This is a genomic window from Sphingomonas sp. NFX23 (assembly GCF_049887795.1).
Taxonomy (GTDB): domain Bacteria; phylum Pseudomonadota; class Alphaproteobacteria; order Sphingomonadales; family Sphingomonadaceae; genus Sphingomonas.
This window is the reverse complement of record NZ_JAGEKH010000009.1, coordinates 111,990-125,425: the sequence shown is the minus strand read 5'-3', so window position 1 is coordinate 125,425 and position 13,436 is coordinate 111,990. Positions and strand designations below refer to the sequence as shown.

13 protein-coding genes and 1 pseudogene are annotated in these 13,436 nt (G+C 62.7%); 2 read left to right on the top strand and 12 right to left on the bottom strand.

Features of this window, described 5'->3' with window-relative positions; genetic code table 11:
- Positions 1-28: 28 nt before the first annotated feature.
- From J4O76_RS21615 to J4O76_RS21605, 3 genes are all read right to left on the bottom strand, one after another.
- Positions 29-229, bottom strand: coding sequence for a Gfo/Idh/MocA family oxidoreductase (locus J4O76_RS21615; RefSeq protein WP_426284136.1), 201 nt, complete (start codon positions 227-229; stop codon positions 29-31).
- 15 nt (positions 230-244) lie between these two features.
- Positions 245-1,222, bottom strand: coding sequence for a carbon-nitrogen hydrolase family protein (locus tag J4O76_RS21610; RefSeq protein ID WP_426284134.1), 978 nt, complete (start codon positions 1,220-1,222; stop codon positions 245-247).
- A 295-nt stretch (positions 1,223-1,517) separates the two neighbouring features.
- Entirely contained in the window at positions 1,518-2,984 is a 1,467-nt protein-coding gene (locus J4O76_RS21605) for a benzaldehyde dehydrogenase (protein ID WP_426284133.1), read from the bottom strand.
- A gap of 321 nt (positions 2,985-3,305) precedes the next feature.
- Between J4O76_RS21605 and J4O76_RS21600 the strand changes: the two are divergent.
- Together J4O76_RS21600 and J4O76_RS21595 are read left to right on the top strand one after the other, a co-directional pair.
- Positions 3,306-4,988 (top strand): annotated as a pseudogene (locus J4O76_RS21600) (GMC family oxidoreductase); the annotation flags it as partial.
- A gap of 10 nt (positions 4,989-4,998) precedes the next feature.
- Complete coding sequence (locus J4O76_RS21595) at positions 4,999-5,598, top strand: DMT family transporter (RefSeq protein WP_426284132.1); 600 nt, start codon at positions 4,999-5,001, stop codon at positions 5,596-5,598.
- A gap of 2 nt (positions 5,599-5,600) precedes the next feature.
- On the opposite strand, the gene pcaF is transcribed toward J4O76_RS21595, so the two are convergent.
- From pcaF to J4O76_RS21550, 9 genes are read right to left on the bottom strand one after another with little or no spacing between them, the layout of a single operon-like run.
- On the bottom strand, positions 5,601-6,803 hold the full coding sequence (pcaF, locus tag J4O76_RS21590) for a 3-oxoadipyl-CoA thiolase (RefSeq protein ID WP_426284131.1): 1,203 nt from the start codon (positions 6,801-6,803) through the stop codon (positions 5,601-5,603).
- A gap of 6 nt (positions 6,804-6,809) precedes the next feature.
- The gene (gene pcaD, locus J4O76_RS21585) at positions 6,810-7,589 is read right to left on the bottom strand and encodes a 3-oxoadipate enol-lactonase (RefSeq protein ID WP_426284130.1); all 780 of its coding nucleotides are present in this window, start codon (positions 7,587-7,589) and stop codon (positions 6,810-6,812) included.
- Positions 7,589-8,248, bottom strand: a complete 660-nt coding sequence (locus J4O76_RS21580; RefSeq protein ID WP_426284129.1) for a 3-oxoacid CoA-transferase subunit B — start codon at positions 8,246-8,248, stop codon at positions 7,589-7,591. The genes pcaD and J4O76_RS21580 overlap by 1 nt, the downstream gene beginning before the upstream one ends.
- On the bottom strand, positions 8,248-8,958 hold the full coding sequence (locus J4O76_RS21575) for a CoA transferase subunit A (protein ID WP_426284128.1): 711 nt from the start codon (positions 8,956-8,958) through the stop codon (positions 8,248-8,250). The genes J4O76_RS21580 and J4O76_RS21575 overlap by 1 nt, the downstream gene beginning before the upstream one ends.
- Positions 8,955-9,707: an SDR family NAD(P)-dependent oxidoreductase gene (locus J4O76_RS21570; RefSeq protein ID WP_426284126.1), complete on the bottom strand. Its 753-nt coding sequence runs from the start codon at positions 9,705-9,707 to the stop codon at positions 8,955-8,957. Before J4O76_RS21570 ends, J4O76_RS21575 begins: the two co-directional genes overlap by 4 nt.
- A 10-nt stretch (positions 9,708-9,717) precedes the next feature.
- Positions 9,718-10,494: a benzoate diol dehydrogenase BenD gene (benD, locus tag J4O76_RS21565; protein WP_426284125.1), complete on the bottom strand. Its 777-nt coding sequence runs from the start codon at positions 10,492-10,494 to the stop codon at positions 9,718-9,720.
- Positions 10,491-11,519, bottom strand: coding sequence for a benzoate 1,2-dioxygenase electron transfer component BenC (gene benC / locus J4O76_RS21560; RefSeq protein WP_426284123.1), 1,029 nt, complete (start codon positions 11,517-11,519; stop codon positions 10,491-10,493). The genes benD and benC overlap by 4 nt, the downstream gene beginning before the upstream one ends.
- Positions 11,520-11,544: 25 nt before the next feature.
- Positions 11,545-12,033, bottom strand: coding sequence for a benzoate 1,2-dioxygenase small subunit (gene benB, locus J4O76_RS21555; RefSeq protein ID WP_426284122.1), 489 nt, complete (start codon positions 12,031-12,033; stop codon positions 11,545-11,547).
- Positions 12,030-13,433 carry a Rieske 2Fe-2S domain-containing protein gene (locus J4O76_RS21550; RefSeq protein ID WP_426284121.1) on the bottom strand — a complete coding sequence of 468 codons (1,404 nt, stop codon included), beginning with the start codon at positions 13,431-13,433 and terminating at the stop codon, positions 12,030-12,032. Before J4O76_RS21550 ends, benB begins: the two co-directional genes overlap by 4 nt.
- Positions 13,434-13,436: the final 3 nt, after the last annotated feature.

Below are 13,436 nucleotides of genomic sequence, written 5' to 3'. Positions count from 1 at the left end.
ATGCCATACGATGTTAAGCAGCTATTAGTCAGTGCAACGGCTTCTCTACCATCACGTGCCGCCCCGCCTCAATCGCCGCGAGCGCCCATTCAGCATGGGTGGCGTTGGACGTGGCAACCCCGATAAAGTCTACCATCGCGTCTCGAAGCAACTCGCGCGGATCGTCGCGGACGGCTATTGTCGGCGACAGGCCAGACCCACTTGGAGGACCAATGCCTACAGCGGTCATTTCGTTAAATGATCTCTACAGGGTTTCGCTTGGCCGAATGGGTTCGAACGTTTCTACGCGCGCGTGGGGTTCGCGGTTGAACAGCAGCCGCAAAACGTCCGGTCGGGAGTAATGACCGACTGGATCGTAGGCTGCCTTCGCGACGCTGATGGTACCGAGATCGATGTCCGCATATAGCAGACCTTCGTGAGTCTCAGGCAACGGCTCGCATAGCGGTGCCCCATCGGGCCCGTAGATCATCGCGTAGCCGCCTCCCGGAAGGAGCAGCGCCTCCTTGCCAGGTTCAACAAGCATCTTGATCATTTCAGGAGACACCAGTGCGCACGGGGCGAGCACGTAGCATTGACCTTCCAACGCATAGACTTGACTGGCAGCGTTGTTGGCCTCCGCGCTGAGTTGAAAGGCCATGCCGCGATAGACGGAAAAGCTCGGCCAAGCTGCGACGTGGACTTGCTCATGTTGCGAATACATCGCGTATTTGGTGAGCGGCTGAATGTGCTCGGCGCAGCACAAGGCGCCAATTCTTCCGATCCCAGTTTCGTGCACGGCGATGTCTGAACCGTCCCCTTCGCCGTATACTGTGCGTTCGGCGTGGGTGGGTTTAAGCTTCCGCCGGGTAGCTATCACTGTGCCGTGATCGTCGATGATTGCCTGCGCAATGTAAAGAGTGCCGCCGCTTCGTTCACAGAAGCCGAGCACCACGTAGATGTCATGTTTGGCTGCGGCACTGCGTATCCGTTCGAACTGCGGGCTGCCGATCTCCAAGGCGTTTTCGAAATGGCGCTGGACGAAGCGCATGCCCCAAGCCGGCGAGTCCAGCCAGATCCACCATGGGTAACCGGGCAGCCAGGCCTCGGGGAAGGCTATCAACGTGGCGCCGGCTCCGGCCGCCTCTGCGATCATGCCGATCGCCCGTTCTATCCCGGCCTCCAGATCGAGAAAGGAAGGGGCCGCCTGTACGGCAGCAACTTTGTACCGGCTTCGCTGTTCCATGCTTGATCTCCCCCAATATGCTTCGTGACGGCGTGCACCCAACGTGTTGCGGTTACCGCTCGCTCCGACTTCGTTCACCGTAGGCTGTTACGATCACGGCGTATCATCGAAGCGTTTCTCACGAAATTCAGATGAGTGGCGGCGGTCGCTACCGTACGCGGGTGCATATGGCCGAGCGACCGACAGTACGGATGAGCCCCGGGTGCGACTGCAGCCAGCGCTCATGGTTGCCAAATTCCGTAAGCATGGCCGAGGAAGAACAGTTCCCCGCCGCCACCTGTTTCGTCACGCGCGTTCAAAACGGATAAGCGGGAGCTTTGCCTTTGATCGTCGTCCACTGCCAATGCGTGAACTCCTCCCAGTTGGCAGGACCGCCGATCGACGTACCGTTACCTGATGCTCCGACTCCACCAAAGGGGTTGACGACATCATCGTTCACGGTCTGATCGTTGATATGAACTAGACCTGCCTGGATCTGATCGCCGATCGCGATTCCGCGTGCGACGTCGTTGGTGATGATCCCTGCCGAAAGGCCGTATTCGGTGTCGTTGGCCAGGGCGATGGCTTCCTCGTCGCTGCGGAACGGGACGAGGACCGCGACGGGGCCGAAAATCTCCTCGCCGAACGCCGGCATGTCCTTGGTCACGGCGGTCAGTACCGTAGGCTTGAAGAACAGGCCGTCGGCGGTGCCGCCCGCGATCACCTCGGCGCCCGCGGCAACACTGCGATCAACGACATCGCGTGCGTGATCGACTTGGCCCTGATTGATGATCGGCCCAATCGCCACCGTGCCCGACATTGGATCACCGACCGGCAGCGCATTGGCATGCTCGGCGAGCTTGCGCGAGAAAGCCTCGATGATGTCTGCGTGTACCAGGATACGTCCTGCCGACATGCAGATCTGGCCTTGATGCAGGTAGCTCGCCCAAGCGGCGTTGCGCGCAGCGAGGTCCAGATCGGCGTCTTCGAGAACGATCAGCGAGTTCTTGCCGCCGAGTTCGAGCGAGACTTTCTTGAGGTTCTCGCTGGCAGTACGCCCGACCATGCGTCCGGCGCCGGTCGATCCGGTGAACTGGATCATTGCGATGTTGGGATCTTTGCACAGCGCCTCACCGGCGTCGCCGCGACCGGCGAGCACCTGGAGCAGACCAATGGGAAGCCCAGCGAGCTCGAAGATACGCGCGATCACAAGGCCGCCACAGACCGCAGTGCGGGGGTCAGGTTTCAGGACCACTGCATTTCCCACCGCCAGCGCTGGAGCGACCGCGCGCATCGCTAAGTACAGCGGAAAGTTGAAGGGCGAGATGATCCCGACCACGCCGAGCGGACGTCGGCGGGCGAGACTGATCCGGTCGCGTTCGCTGGGCAGGACGAGCCCCTGCGCCTGATGCGGCATCGCGCCGGCCAGCTGCAGCGACTTGATCGTGATCGACAGCTCGAACTCAGCCTTGGCACGTACGGACCCGCCCTCGCGCATGATCCATTCGACGATCTCGTCCCAACTCTCGTTGGCGACCTGAACCGTTTTGGTAAACACCGCCGCGCGCGCGTCGGGCGTGGCTGCGGCCCAATCGCGCTGTGCTGCACGCGCAGCCTTAGCCGCGGTGGCGATCTCAGTAGGCGTGGCGATTGCTATCTTGCCAAGTACCGCGCCGGTGGCGGGCTCGACTACGTCCGCCGAAGCTGCGGTCGTCTGCCATGTACCATCGAATATCGCGCCCGCGAGCTGCGCGTCGCCAATCATCTTTGCACTGTCCGTCATCACCGCTCTCCTGCGTTCATTGAGGCAGGATGTAGGCATCGCTCTTGGAGCGGCAAACACTGTTCGGGTTTCGGCGCCATACCGTTTGGGTATTTTCGGCGCAAACATCATTGATTCAGCACAGGAATGTCGCAGATCTCGAGCAAGGTGCCCGATCCAGGGGGCCACCTTCAGGGTATCGGTCGCATACGCGATATATATTGGACGGCGTGAAACGGCACTCGTTACGACGCGGCAGTCGACACGCTGAAATGCGGCGATGAGGCCGGCGTGAGCCGGTCCAAACCAAGAAGGCGGCAGCGGTCGCCGGGGAGAGGATTGATGAAAGACGACGCGAGCGCCGTTGCGCTTGGTGCCGTGCTGGCTGCCGAAGATGCTCTGATACAGGGCCGCATCGAGCGCCGGGATTTCCTGCGTTTCGCGGCCATGGCCGGGATAGCATCGACCACTGCGATGAGCCGGGTGGTGTTCGCCGAAAACGTCCGCACAAACCAGCTCCGCCTAGGCGCCTCGCTCGAGAAGCAATACGATTATATCGTCTGCGGCGCCGGATCGTCGGGATCGGTCGTTGCACGTCGTCTTGCGGAGAACCCCGCCGTGAAGGTCCTGCTGCTTGAGGCCGGCGGTAGCGATCAGGTGCCCAGCGTCACCAATCCCGGCGTCTGGTTCACCAACCTCGGCGGCGAACTCGATTGGGGCTTCAAGGGCGAAACCAACCCCAAGATCAACAACCGCCAAATGCCTCTGTCGATGGGCAAGGTACTGGGTGGCGGATCGTCAATCAACGTGATGATCTGGTCGCGTGGCCACAAGAACGACTGGGACTATTTCGCGAGCGAGTCTGGCGACGATCGCTGGAGCTACGAGAACGTCCTTGGCATCTACCGTCGGATCGAAGACTATCAGGGCCCTGCCGACGCACATCGCCGTGGCAAGGGCGGATTGGTCTATGTCGGCGATACTCCCAAGCCGCTGCCGATCGCGCCAGCCATGCTCGAGTCATGTCGAGGCGTCGGCATCCCGACTTTCCCCGACCAGAATGCGGTGCTGATGGAAGGCGAGGGTGGCGCCGCCATCCCGAACGTCCGTTACAAGCCCGGCGAGCGCCTGAACGTGTTCTCCACCTATGTCCGCCCGATCCTCGACAAGCCCAACATCACCGTGCTGACCCATGCCGATATCCGAAAGCTGACCACCAAAGGCACGCGCGTTACCGGTGTCGAGTTCACCTATGGCGGCAAGCTGATGACCATCGCGGCATCGCGCGAGGTGATCCTGTCGACCGGTGCGATCAACACGCCGAAGATCCTCATGCAGTCAGGGATCGGCGAAGCGGCACAGTTGCGCAAGTACGGCATACCCGTAGTCGCCGACCTGCCCGGCGTCGGCAAAAATTTCCAGGATCACTTCATGATCGCTGGCTGCGTATGGGAGTATAAGGAACCGCTCGCGCCGCGAAACAACGCAGCCGAAGCGACCTTTTTCTGGAAAAGCGACTCCAAACTCGAAACCCCGGACCTTCAGCCGTTCCAGATCGAGATCCCGTACGTCAGCGACGTTACCGGCAAACGGTACAATCCTCCGGCAGGGTGCTGGTCATTGTCGCCAGCCGTTGTACGGCCGAAAAGCCGCGGCGAGGTCACGATCTCCGGCGCGGACCCGAGCGCTCCTGTGCGGATCAATGCCAACACCTTGGCCGAGCCGGATGACATGACCGCAATCCTGCGTTGCATCGAGCTGTGTCGCGAGATCGGCAACACCGGGCCGCTGGCCAGGTTCAACAAGCGTGAGGTGATGCCGGGCAAGATAACGGGTGCCGATCTGCAGAATTTCGCCCGCGATGCCGCAGTCACCTACTGGCACCAGAGCTGCACCGCGAAGATGGGGCGCGACGAAATGTCGGTGGTCGACGGTGAGCTCCGCGTCCACGGCATCCAAGGTCTCCGGATTGCCGATGCATCGGTGATGCCGCGGGTTACGACCGGCAACACCATGGCGGGCTGCGTCGTCATCGGTGCCCGCCGCAGTCTGTGCGCTGATCACCGGATTGCAGCCTTTGCTGACGGCGGCGCTGGCAGGACCGCTGCTCGGCGAACGGGTTTCGCGTCGGCAATGGGCGGGCACCGTCATCGGCCTGATCGGCGCGGCGCTGGTGCTAGCACCGCAGGTCTTCTCGTCCGTGCAGGTCGCGGCACCGGTGGCGATGGTCGCAGCGGCTACCGCAACGCTCGCGATCACGCTCGGCACGATCTGGCAGAAGCGGACGGGCGGCGCGGCCGATCTTCGTGTCGGAGCGGCAATCCAGTTCGCGGCCGCAGCACTGTTCTTGCTGCCAGCCGTACTCGTAACCGAAAAGGGTGAGTTCGACGCGAGCTGGCAGGCCTATACAGCGCTCGGCTGGTCAGTCATCGGCCTGTCCGTAGGCGGCATGACGTTGCTGCTGATAATGATCGGGCGCAGCGCGGTCGCCGTTGTAGCGTCGTTATTCTATCTGGTTCCGCCGGTCGTCGCCATCCTTGCCTTCATCCTATTCGGCGAGGCGTTAACCGGGGTCCAGATCTTGGGACTTATCGTTGCATCGGCCGGCGTCGCGATTGCGACGCGCGGCCGGTAGGGTCAGACGCGTTCCAACATCAGCGCGATACCCTGACCGACGCCGATGCACATAAAGGCGAGCGCATAACGGCCGCCGGTGCGCTGCAATTCCTCGGCCGCGCTCATCGTGATCCGGGCGCCCGACATGCCAAGCGGGTGGCCGAGCGCGATGGCGCCCCCATTACGGTTCACGCGGTGGTCGTCGGATGCGATGCCGAGGTCCCGGAGCGTGGCGATCGCCTGGCTGGCAAAGGCCTCGTTGAGCTCGATCACGTCGAGCTGATCAATAGTGATGCCTGTGATCCGGCTGAGCTTTCGCGCAGCCTCTATCGGGCCGACCCCCATGATCCGTGGTGCGACGCCCGCCGCTGCCATGCCGAGAATACGTGCGCGCGGTATCAGCCCGTGACGAGCTGCGGCGGCCTCGGACGCCACCAGCATCGCGGCGGCACCATCGTTCAGCCCAGACGCGTTGCCCGCCGTCACCGTGCCGTCGCTACGGACGACCGGCTTCAGCTTTGCGAGGGCCTCCAGGCTGGTCGGGCGCGGATGTTCGTCCTGCGCGAAGACGATGGGGTCGCCCTTCTTCTGGTGAACCGTGACGGGCACGATCTCCGCCGCCATTCGACCACTAGCGATTGCAGCGGCGGCTTTTTCCTGACTAGCGAGGGCAAAGGCGTCCTGCTCCTCGCGGCTGACACGCCACTCGGCCGCAACATTCTCGCCGGTCTCGGGCATCGAATCCACGCCATATGCGTGGCGCATTGCCGAATTGACGAAGCGCCAGCCGAGGGTCGTGTCCTCGATCTTCTGCGCACGATCGAACGGGGTCGCCGCCTTGCCCATCACATACGGCGCGCGGGTCATGCTCTCGACGCCGCCAGCGATCATCAATTCGGCATCGCCGCTGCGGATCGCCTGTGCAGCAATGCCGACTGCGTTCAACCCGGAGCCGCACAGCCGGTTGACGGTGGTGCCGGGTACGAGGTCGGGCAGGCCGGCGAGGAGCACGGCCATGCGTGCGACGTTGCGATTGTCCTCGCCCGCTTGGTTCGCGCAACCGAGGATGGTGTCATCGACCGCCGACCAGTCGACGCCCGGGTTGCGCTCGACCAGCGCCCGGATCGGGATCGCGGCGAGATCGTCGGCACGCACCGATGAGAGCGCTCCGTTCAATTTGCCAATAGGAGTACGGATCGCATCGCAGATGAAAGCGTCGGACATGGGACCTCAGTGGACCAGAGTGGCGATAAGCGCAGCGGCCAGCGTATCGGGTGCTTCCAGCGGTGCGAGATGTGCGGCGTCCAGCACGACGTGACGCGCGCCACGGATACGCGCGATCAGATGTTCGCCGTGGCCCTCCAGCGGCGTCGACGTATCGCGCGTGCCGGTCACGACAAGCGTGGGCATGGCGATGTCGCCGAGGCGACCCGCCAGCGCCATGTCTCGGATCGCGGCACCACACCCCGCATAGCCCGCGGGATCCATCGTCAGCAGGTTGCGGCGAATGGTGGCCTCGACGTCTGGATGGTCGCTGATGAACTGCGGCGACAGGAAACGTCCCATTGCGAGATCGACGATCCCTTCGATGCCGTTCGTCCGCACCGTCTCGACACGCGCGGTCCAGGCGGCGGGATCCATCGTGGCGGAGGTACAGACGAGCGCGAGCCCGGTGACGCGTTCGGGTGCATCGAGCGCCAATTGCATCGCGATCATGCCGCCGAGCGATACGCCGGCGACGGTCGCCGTCTTGATGCCAGCGGCATCCATCGCCGCTTCGACATCGCCCGCGAGCATCTGCATCTCGTAATCGCCGTCTGATGCATCGGAGGCGCCATGCCCGCGCGTATCGATCCGTAGCAGCATAAAATTGCGCCGCAGCGTCGGAATGGCCGAAGCCCATAAATCCAAGTCGGTCCCTATTGAATTCAGCAGGACGAGCGGTGGGTTGGATACCCGGCCTTCGACCTTCCAGTAGATCTCGACGTCTTGCGACCGGACAAAGGGCATCAGGCGGCCGCTTTCAGAACGGCGTTCACCGCGAACGATGCGCCGGTCTTGGCGCGAACCTCTTCCAGCGAGACGCCTGGCGCCAGTTCGATAAGAGTCAGGCCACCTGCGCGCTTGTCGCAGGCCATCACGCAGAGATCGGTGATGATGAGATCGACGCATGCCTTGCCGGTCAGCGGCAGCGTGCAGGCAGGCAGGATCTTCGGCACGCCAGCCTTGTTGGCGTGGTCCATCACCACCACCACGCGTTTGACGCCCGCGACCAGGTCCATCGCGCCACCCATGCCCTTCACCATCTTGCCGGGGATCGTCCAGTTGGCGATGTCGCCGGCTTCGCTAACCTCCATCGCACCCAGCACGGCCATGTCGATATGCCCGCCGCGGATCATCGCGAAGCTATCCGCCGACGAGAAGAAGCTCGACGTCGGCAGCGCGGTGATCGTCTGCTTGCCGGCGTTGATAAGATCGGGATCGACCTTGTCGCGGGTAGGAAAGGGACCGATTCCGAGCATGCCGTTTTCAGACTGAAGAGTCACGTCCAGGCCCTCGGGAACGTAATTCGCCACCAGCGTTGGGATGCCGATGCCGAGGTTCACGTAAAAGCCGTCCTGCAATTCCTTTGCGGCGCGCCCGGCCATCTGTTCGCGGGTCCAGCCCATCACACGGTCTCCAGTTCGCGGAGGGTCAATTTCTCGATCCGCTTTTCGTTGATCGTCGACAGCACGATCCGGTCGACGAAGATGCCCGGCGTGTGGATGCAGTCGGGATCGAAGCTGCCGGCCTCGACGATTTCCTCAACCTCGACGACGGTCACATTGCCGGCTGTCGCCATGTTCGGGTTGAAGTTGCGCGCGGTCTTGCGGAACATCAGATTGCCCTCCGGATCGGCGCGCCAGGCCTTGATGATCGATAGGTCGGATCGCAGCCAGGTCTCGCGAACATACTCCTCTCCTTCGAACGTCTCGACCGGCTTGCCTTCGGCAACGACGGTGCCGACGCCCGTCTTGGTATAGAAGGCCGGGATACCCGCGCCACCCGCGCGGATACGCTCGGCGAGTGTGCCCTGCGGTGTCAGTTCCAGCTCAAGGTCGCCGCTCAGATACTGCTGCTCAAACAGCTTGTTCTCGCCGACGTAAGACGAGATCATCTTGGCGATCTGCCGGCTTTCCAGCAGCATCCAAAGGCCGAAGCCATCGGCGCCAGCGTTGTTCGAGACCACGGTCAGGTCCTTAACGCCACTCGCCCTGATCTCCGGTATTAGGCTTTCGGGATTGCCGGACAGGCCGAAGCCGCCCGACATGATCGTCATACCATCGAACAGCAGCCCGTCGAGCGCGGTGGCCGGAGTGTTGTAGATCTTGTTCTTCATTTGGAATCCTCACGCGCGACCTGGAAACCGGCGAACGACTGGCTCACCGGCATGATCTCCAGCCGATTGACGTTGAGATGGGACGGCAGGGTGGCGATCCACAGAACCGTACTAGCGATGTCCTCTGCGGTCATCGGATGTGCGCCCTCGTAGAGCGTGTCCGATGCGTTTTGGTTGCCGCCGGTGCGGATCACGGTGAATTCGGTTTCGACCATGCCGGGATCGATCGCACTGACGCGCACGCCGGTACCGTGTAGGTCTGACCGCAGCCCCAGCGTGAATTGCTGCACAAACGCCTTGGTGCCGCCGTAGACGTTGCCGCCGGCATAAGGGTAGGTCCCGGCGACCGACGCCATATTGATGATCGCCCCGCGCCGCTCGACCAGCGTCGGCAGCAGCGTTCGGGTGATCGTGACGAGCGCGGTGACGTTGGTGTCGATCATCGTCCGCCAATGATCGAGATCGGCCGATTGCGCAGGCGCAGTACCAAGCGCGAGTCCGGCGTTGTTCACGAGCAGGTCGACCCCACGAAACGTGTCGGGCAGGGCATCGATCGCGCCGCGGGCCGCTGCCGCGTCGCGGATGTCGAACACCGCCGCGTGGACATGGGCCCCCAATTCGTCGGCCAGCGCCTTCAAACGGTCGGCCCGACGTCCGGTCGCTATCACCTGCCAGCCAGCGCCGACGAGGGCCCGCACAGTCGCCTTACCGATGCCGGAGGTCGCGCCGGTTACGATTGCCGTCTTCATGTCGTTTTCCTCAGCCCAGATCGCCGCCCGCGACGGGCAGCACCGAGCCGGTAATGTAGGATGCCTCGTCCGACGCGAGGAACAGGATCGGGGCGATCTGTTCGTCGAGCGAGGCATAGCGTTTAACGAAGGTCGATCCCGTCACCTGCGCGACCGCATCCGCCATCCACACCTGCTCGCGTGTATCGTCGCCGTCCGGATTGCGCGGCACGATCCGGGCAGGGGCCTGGGTGCCGCCGGGTGCCGTCGCAACCACCCGGATGCCGGCCTCGCCATATTCCATTGCCAGGCTCTGGGTCAGCGCGTTGATCCCGCCTTTTGCCGCCGAATAGGGAACACGGCGGATGCCCCGCGTCGCGTTGGACGAGACATTGACGATCGTTCCGCCTCCCTGTCGCAGCATTGTAGGGAGCACAGCGTGGCAGCAATAGAGCGTCGGCATCAGAGAGCGGCGGATCTCCGCGTCGATCTGGTCGGGCTCGAATTCGGCGAACGGGCGCATGCGGATTGCGCCGCCGACGTTGTTGATGAGAATGTCCACTCGTTCGAATGCTGCTTCGGCTTCGCGGATCGCGGCTGCGGCGCCGTCGTAAGTCTCAAGATCGCAACTGAAAGCGCGCGCGCGATCGCCTGCTTCGGCCGCGACGTCGGCGACAAATTCCGCCTTGTCGACCAGCAGCACCTGTGCGCCTTCGGCAACCGCGCGCAGGGCCACGCCGCGGCCTATGCCCTGTGCCGCGCCGGTGACGACGATGACCTTGCCCCGGAAGCGATCAATGAAGATCATGCCGCTTCTCTAACCGCTTCGCTAGGCGCGAACTTTTCGTAGTGGAAATGTTTCGGCTCGACGCCCTTGTCGCGCAGGAACGTCCGCACCGCCTCGACCATCGGCGGCGGTCCGCATAGATAGATGTCGCAATCGCCCGCGTTCAGATGCTCGTCGGTCAGATGCTGCGTCACATAGCCCTTGAGTGGCTGGCCGGTATCCGGATCGGCGACGCACGCCGCCCAGGTCATAGTCGGCAAGCGCGCAGCGAGGGCCTCGATCCGCTTGATCTCGACAAGATCGCCATCCTTGGTGACGCCGTAGATCACGTGAACTGGCTGCTCGGTCCCTTGGTCGGCCAGCACTTCCAGCATCGAGAGGATGGGCGCGAGCCCGGTGCCGCCCGCAAGCATGATCGTCGGCCGGTCGACCCCGCGCAGGAAGAAGCTGCCCTGCGGTCCCACAAATGCCATCGGCGATCCCACCGCGCCCTCGCTCGCGAGCCACGTACTCATCAAGCCACCGGGTATGTTGCGGATAAGGAAGCTCACTTCCTCCGCGCCGGGCTTCGAGCTGAACGAATAGGCCCGGTGCTGGCCGGTACCCGGCACCGTCAGGTTGACATACTGGCCGGGCAGGAACCCGAGCGCAGCGGGGTCGTCGGGGCGCAGCTTCACGATGATCGTGCTGTCCGACACCAGCTCGACGCTCGACACCGTGCCGCTATGCTCCGCTGGCTTGACCTTACACGCCGAGGCGGGAACCGGAACCGCGATGACGCAATCGGACGAGACCTGCATCTGGCAGGTCAACACCAGGCCTTCCTCGGCCTCGTCTTCGGTCAACGCGTCCTCGATATACTCGTCGCCAAGGTCGTACTCGCCCTGTTCGCAACGGCATTTGCACGTGCCGCACACCCCATCCGAACAGTCCATCGGGAGGTTGATCTTGTTGCGGAAAGCGGCATCGAGCACTTTCTCGCCTGCATTGCAGTCGATGAAACGTGTTGCGCCATCCTCGAAGTTGAGTGCAATGCGGTAGCCCATGGTTTCCCTCCCGACGCCGGGCCGATCAGACGTGGTAAACGTCGATCACCTGGCGAATATAGTCGTTCTTCAACACGACTTTCTTGTTGGTGATGAGTGGCAGCGCTCCGGTCGCATCGATCGTGTAGAACGACGTGCCGAAGAAGCTCAGCGTCTCTTTGTAGCGGTGGCTCAGCGTGTGCCAGTTGAACCGCAGGTCGATGATCCCGTCACGCTCGCTGACGATCTCGACGTTGGTGATCTGATGGATCGTGCGCGGTTCTGGCATGCTCGCGCCCGAACGCTCGGTCTTGATGCGGAAGACCCGATCCTCCAGCCCGTCACGGTTGGGGTAATAGATCAGCGAAATCTCACGCTGCGGATTCTCGACGATCTTGTCGTCATCGTCCCATGCCGGCATCCAATACACTGCCTCGGGCGCATAGCAGCGCACCCACTCGTCCCATTCGCGATCGTCCAGCAACCGCGCCTCCCGGTAGAGGAAGTCGACGACCTGCTGATAGGCGAGGGTCATGCCGCCACCTTCAGTCGGTCGACATGGCGAACGGGGCTGGCCCCGGTCTTGCTGCCGTCGTCTCCACCGCCATCCGTGTCGATCGCGGCAATCAGTGTCTTTGCCCAATATTCATGCTGTCGGACGAACAGGCCCTCATCCTCGCTGCGATCGCCGCTGAGGATCGGTTCGAGGCCCATCGCGCGCGCATTGTCGTCTGGACCCATGACCCAGTGGGTCGCACCGCGGCTGAGGTCGTTCCACAGGTCGCCGGCACCTTCATAGGCGGTCTGGCAGGCACGAAACTCCTCGAGATCGTCGGGTGTACCCATACCGCTGACGTTGAAGAAATCCTCATATTGTCGGATGCGCAGTGCCCGCTCGGCATCGGCCTCGCCCTTGGGTGCGAAGCAGTAGATCGTGACTTCGGTGCGATCGACGCTGATCGGGCGGATGACCCGGATCTGGGTCGAGAACTGGTCCATCAGATACACGTTGGGGTAGACGCACAGATTACGCGTTTGATCGACAATGAGCTTGGCGCGGTCTTCGCCAAGACGCTCAGCGAGTTCTTCGCGGTGCGCATAGACGGGGCGCACCTCGGGGTTCAGCAGACGGGTCCACAACAGGATGTGGCCGTTGTCAAAACCGTAGACGCCGCCGACGCTCTTCGACCATCCGTTGGGATCGACCGCTTTGGTAGCCTCTTCCTTACGCCGGCCGGTGGTCGCCGAATAATTCCAGTGGACTGCGCTGACGTGATACCCGTCGGCGCCGTTCTCCATCTGCAGCTTCCAGTTGCCGTCGTAGATGTAAGAGGAATTGCCGCGCAGTACCTCGAGCCCTTCGGGTGCCTGATCGACCATCTGGTCGATGATGACACGCGTCGTGCCGAGGTGTTCCTCGAGCGAGACGACGTCGGGATTGATGCTGCCAAACAGGAAACCGCGATAGTTTTCGAAGCGTGCGACCTTGGCGAGGTCGTGCGAACCCTCGGTGTTGAACGTAGCCGGATAGTCGCCAGTTTTGCCGTCCTTGACCTTCAGCAGCTTGCCCGCATTGCTGAACGTCCAGCCGTGGAACTGGCAGGTAAAGCTGCTCTTGTTGCCATGCTTGCGGCGGCACAACATTGCACCGCGGTGGGCGCACGCATTGATCACTGCGTTCAACTCGCCGGCCTTGTCGCGGGTGATGATGATCGGCTGGCGACCGATGAAGGTGGTGAAGTAATCGTTGTTGTCGGGGATCTGGCTCTCGTGTGCCAGATACACCCAATTCCCCTCGAAGATGTGCGTCATCTCCAAGTCGAACATGTCCGGGTCGGTGAATACGTCGCGGCGGCAGCGGAAGATCCCGGCATCGACATCATCGACAACGGATGTCTCGAGGCGCTCGCGTAGCGTGGCGGTGGACTGGGTCATCAC

Bases quoted from the DNA above. Each gene is read 5' to 3' on its own strand.
- J4O76_RS21615 (WP_426284136.1), bottom strand. From the start codon at position 229: ATGACCGCTGTAGGCATTGGTCCTCCAAGTGGGTCTGGCCTGTCGCCG.
- J4O76_RS21610 (WP_426284134.1), bottom strand. From the start codon at position 1,222: ATGGAACAGCGAAGCCGGTACAAAGTTGCTGCCGTACAGGCGGCCCCT.
- J4O76_RS21605 (WP_426284133.1), bottom strand. From the start codon at position 2,984: ATGACGGACAGTGCAAAGATGATTGGCGACGCGCAGCTCGCGGGCGCG.
- pcaF (WP_426284131.1), bottom strand. From the start codon at position 6,803: ATGTCCGACGCTTTCATCTGCGATGCGATCCGTACTCCTATTGGCAAA.
- pcaD (WP_426284130.1), bottom strand. From the start codon at position 7,589: ATGCCCTTTGTCCGGTCGCAAGACGTCGAGATCTACTGGAAGGTCGAA.
- J4O76_RS21580 (WP_426284129.1), bottom strand. From the start codon at position 8,248: ATGGGCTGGACCCGCGAACAGATGGCCGGGCGCGCCGCAAAGGAATTG.
- J4O76_RS21575 (WP_426284128.1), bottom strand. From the start codon at position 8,958: ATGAAGAACAAGATCTACAACACTCCGGCCACCGCGCTCGACGGGCTG.
- J4O76_RS21570 (WP_426284126.1), bottom strand. From the start codon at position 9,707: ATGAAGACGGCAATCGTAACCGGCGCGACCTCCGGCATCGGTAAGGCG.
- benD (WP_426284125.1), bottom strand. From the start codon at position 10,494: ATGATCTTCATTGATCGCTTCCGGGGCAAGGTCATCGTCGTCACCGGC.
- benC (WP_426284123.1), bottom strand. From the start codon at position 11,519: ATGGGCTACCGCATTGCACTCAACTTCGAGGATGGCGCAACACGTTTC.
- benB (WP_426284122.1), bottom strand. From the start codon at position 12,033: ATGACCCTCGCCTATCAGCAGGTCGTCGACTTCCTCTACCGGGAGGCG.
- J4O76_RS21550 (WP_426284121.1), bottom strand. From the start codon at position 13,433: ATGACCCAGTCCACCGCCACGCTACGCGAGCGCCTCGAGACATCCGTT.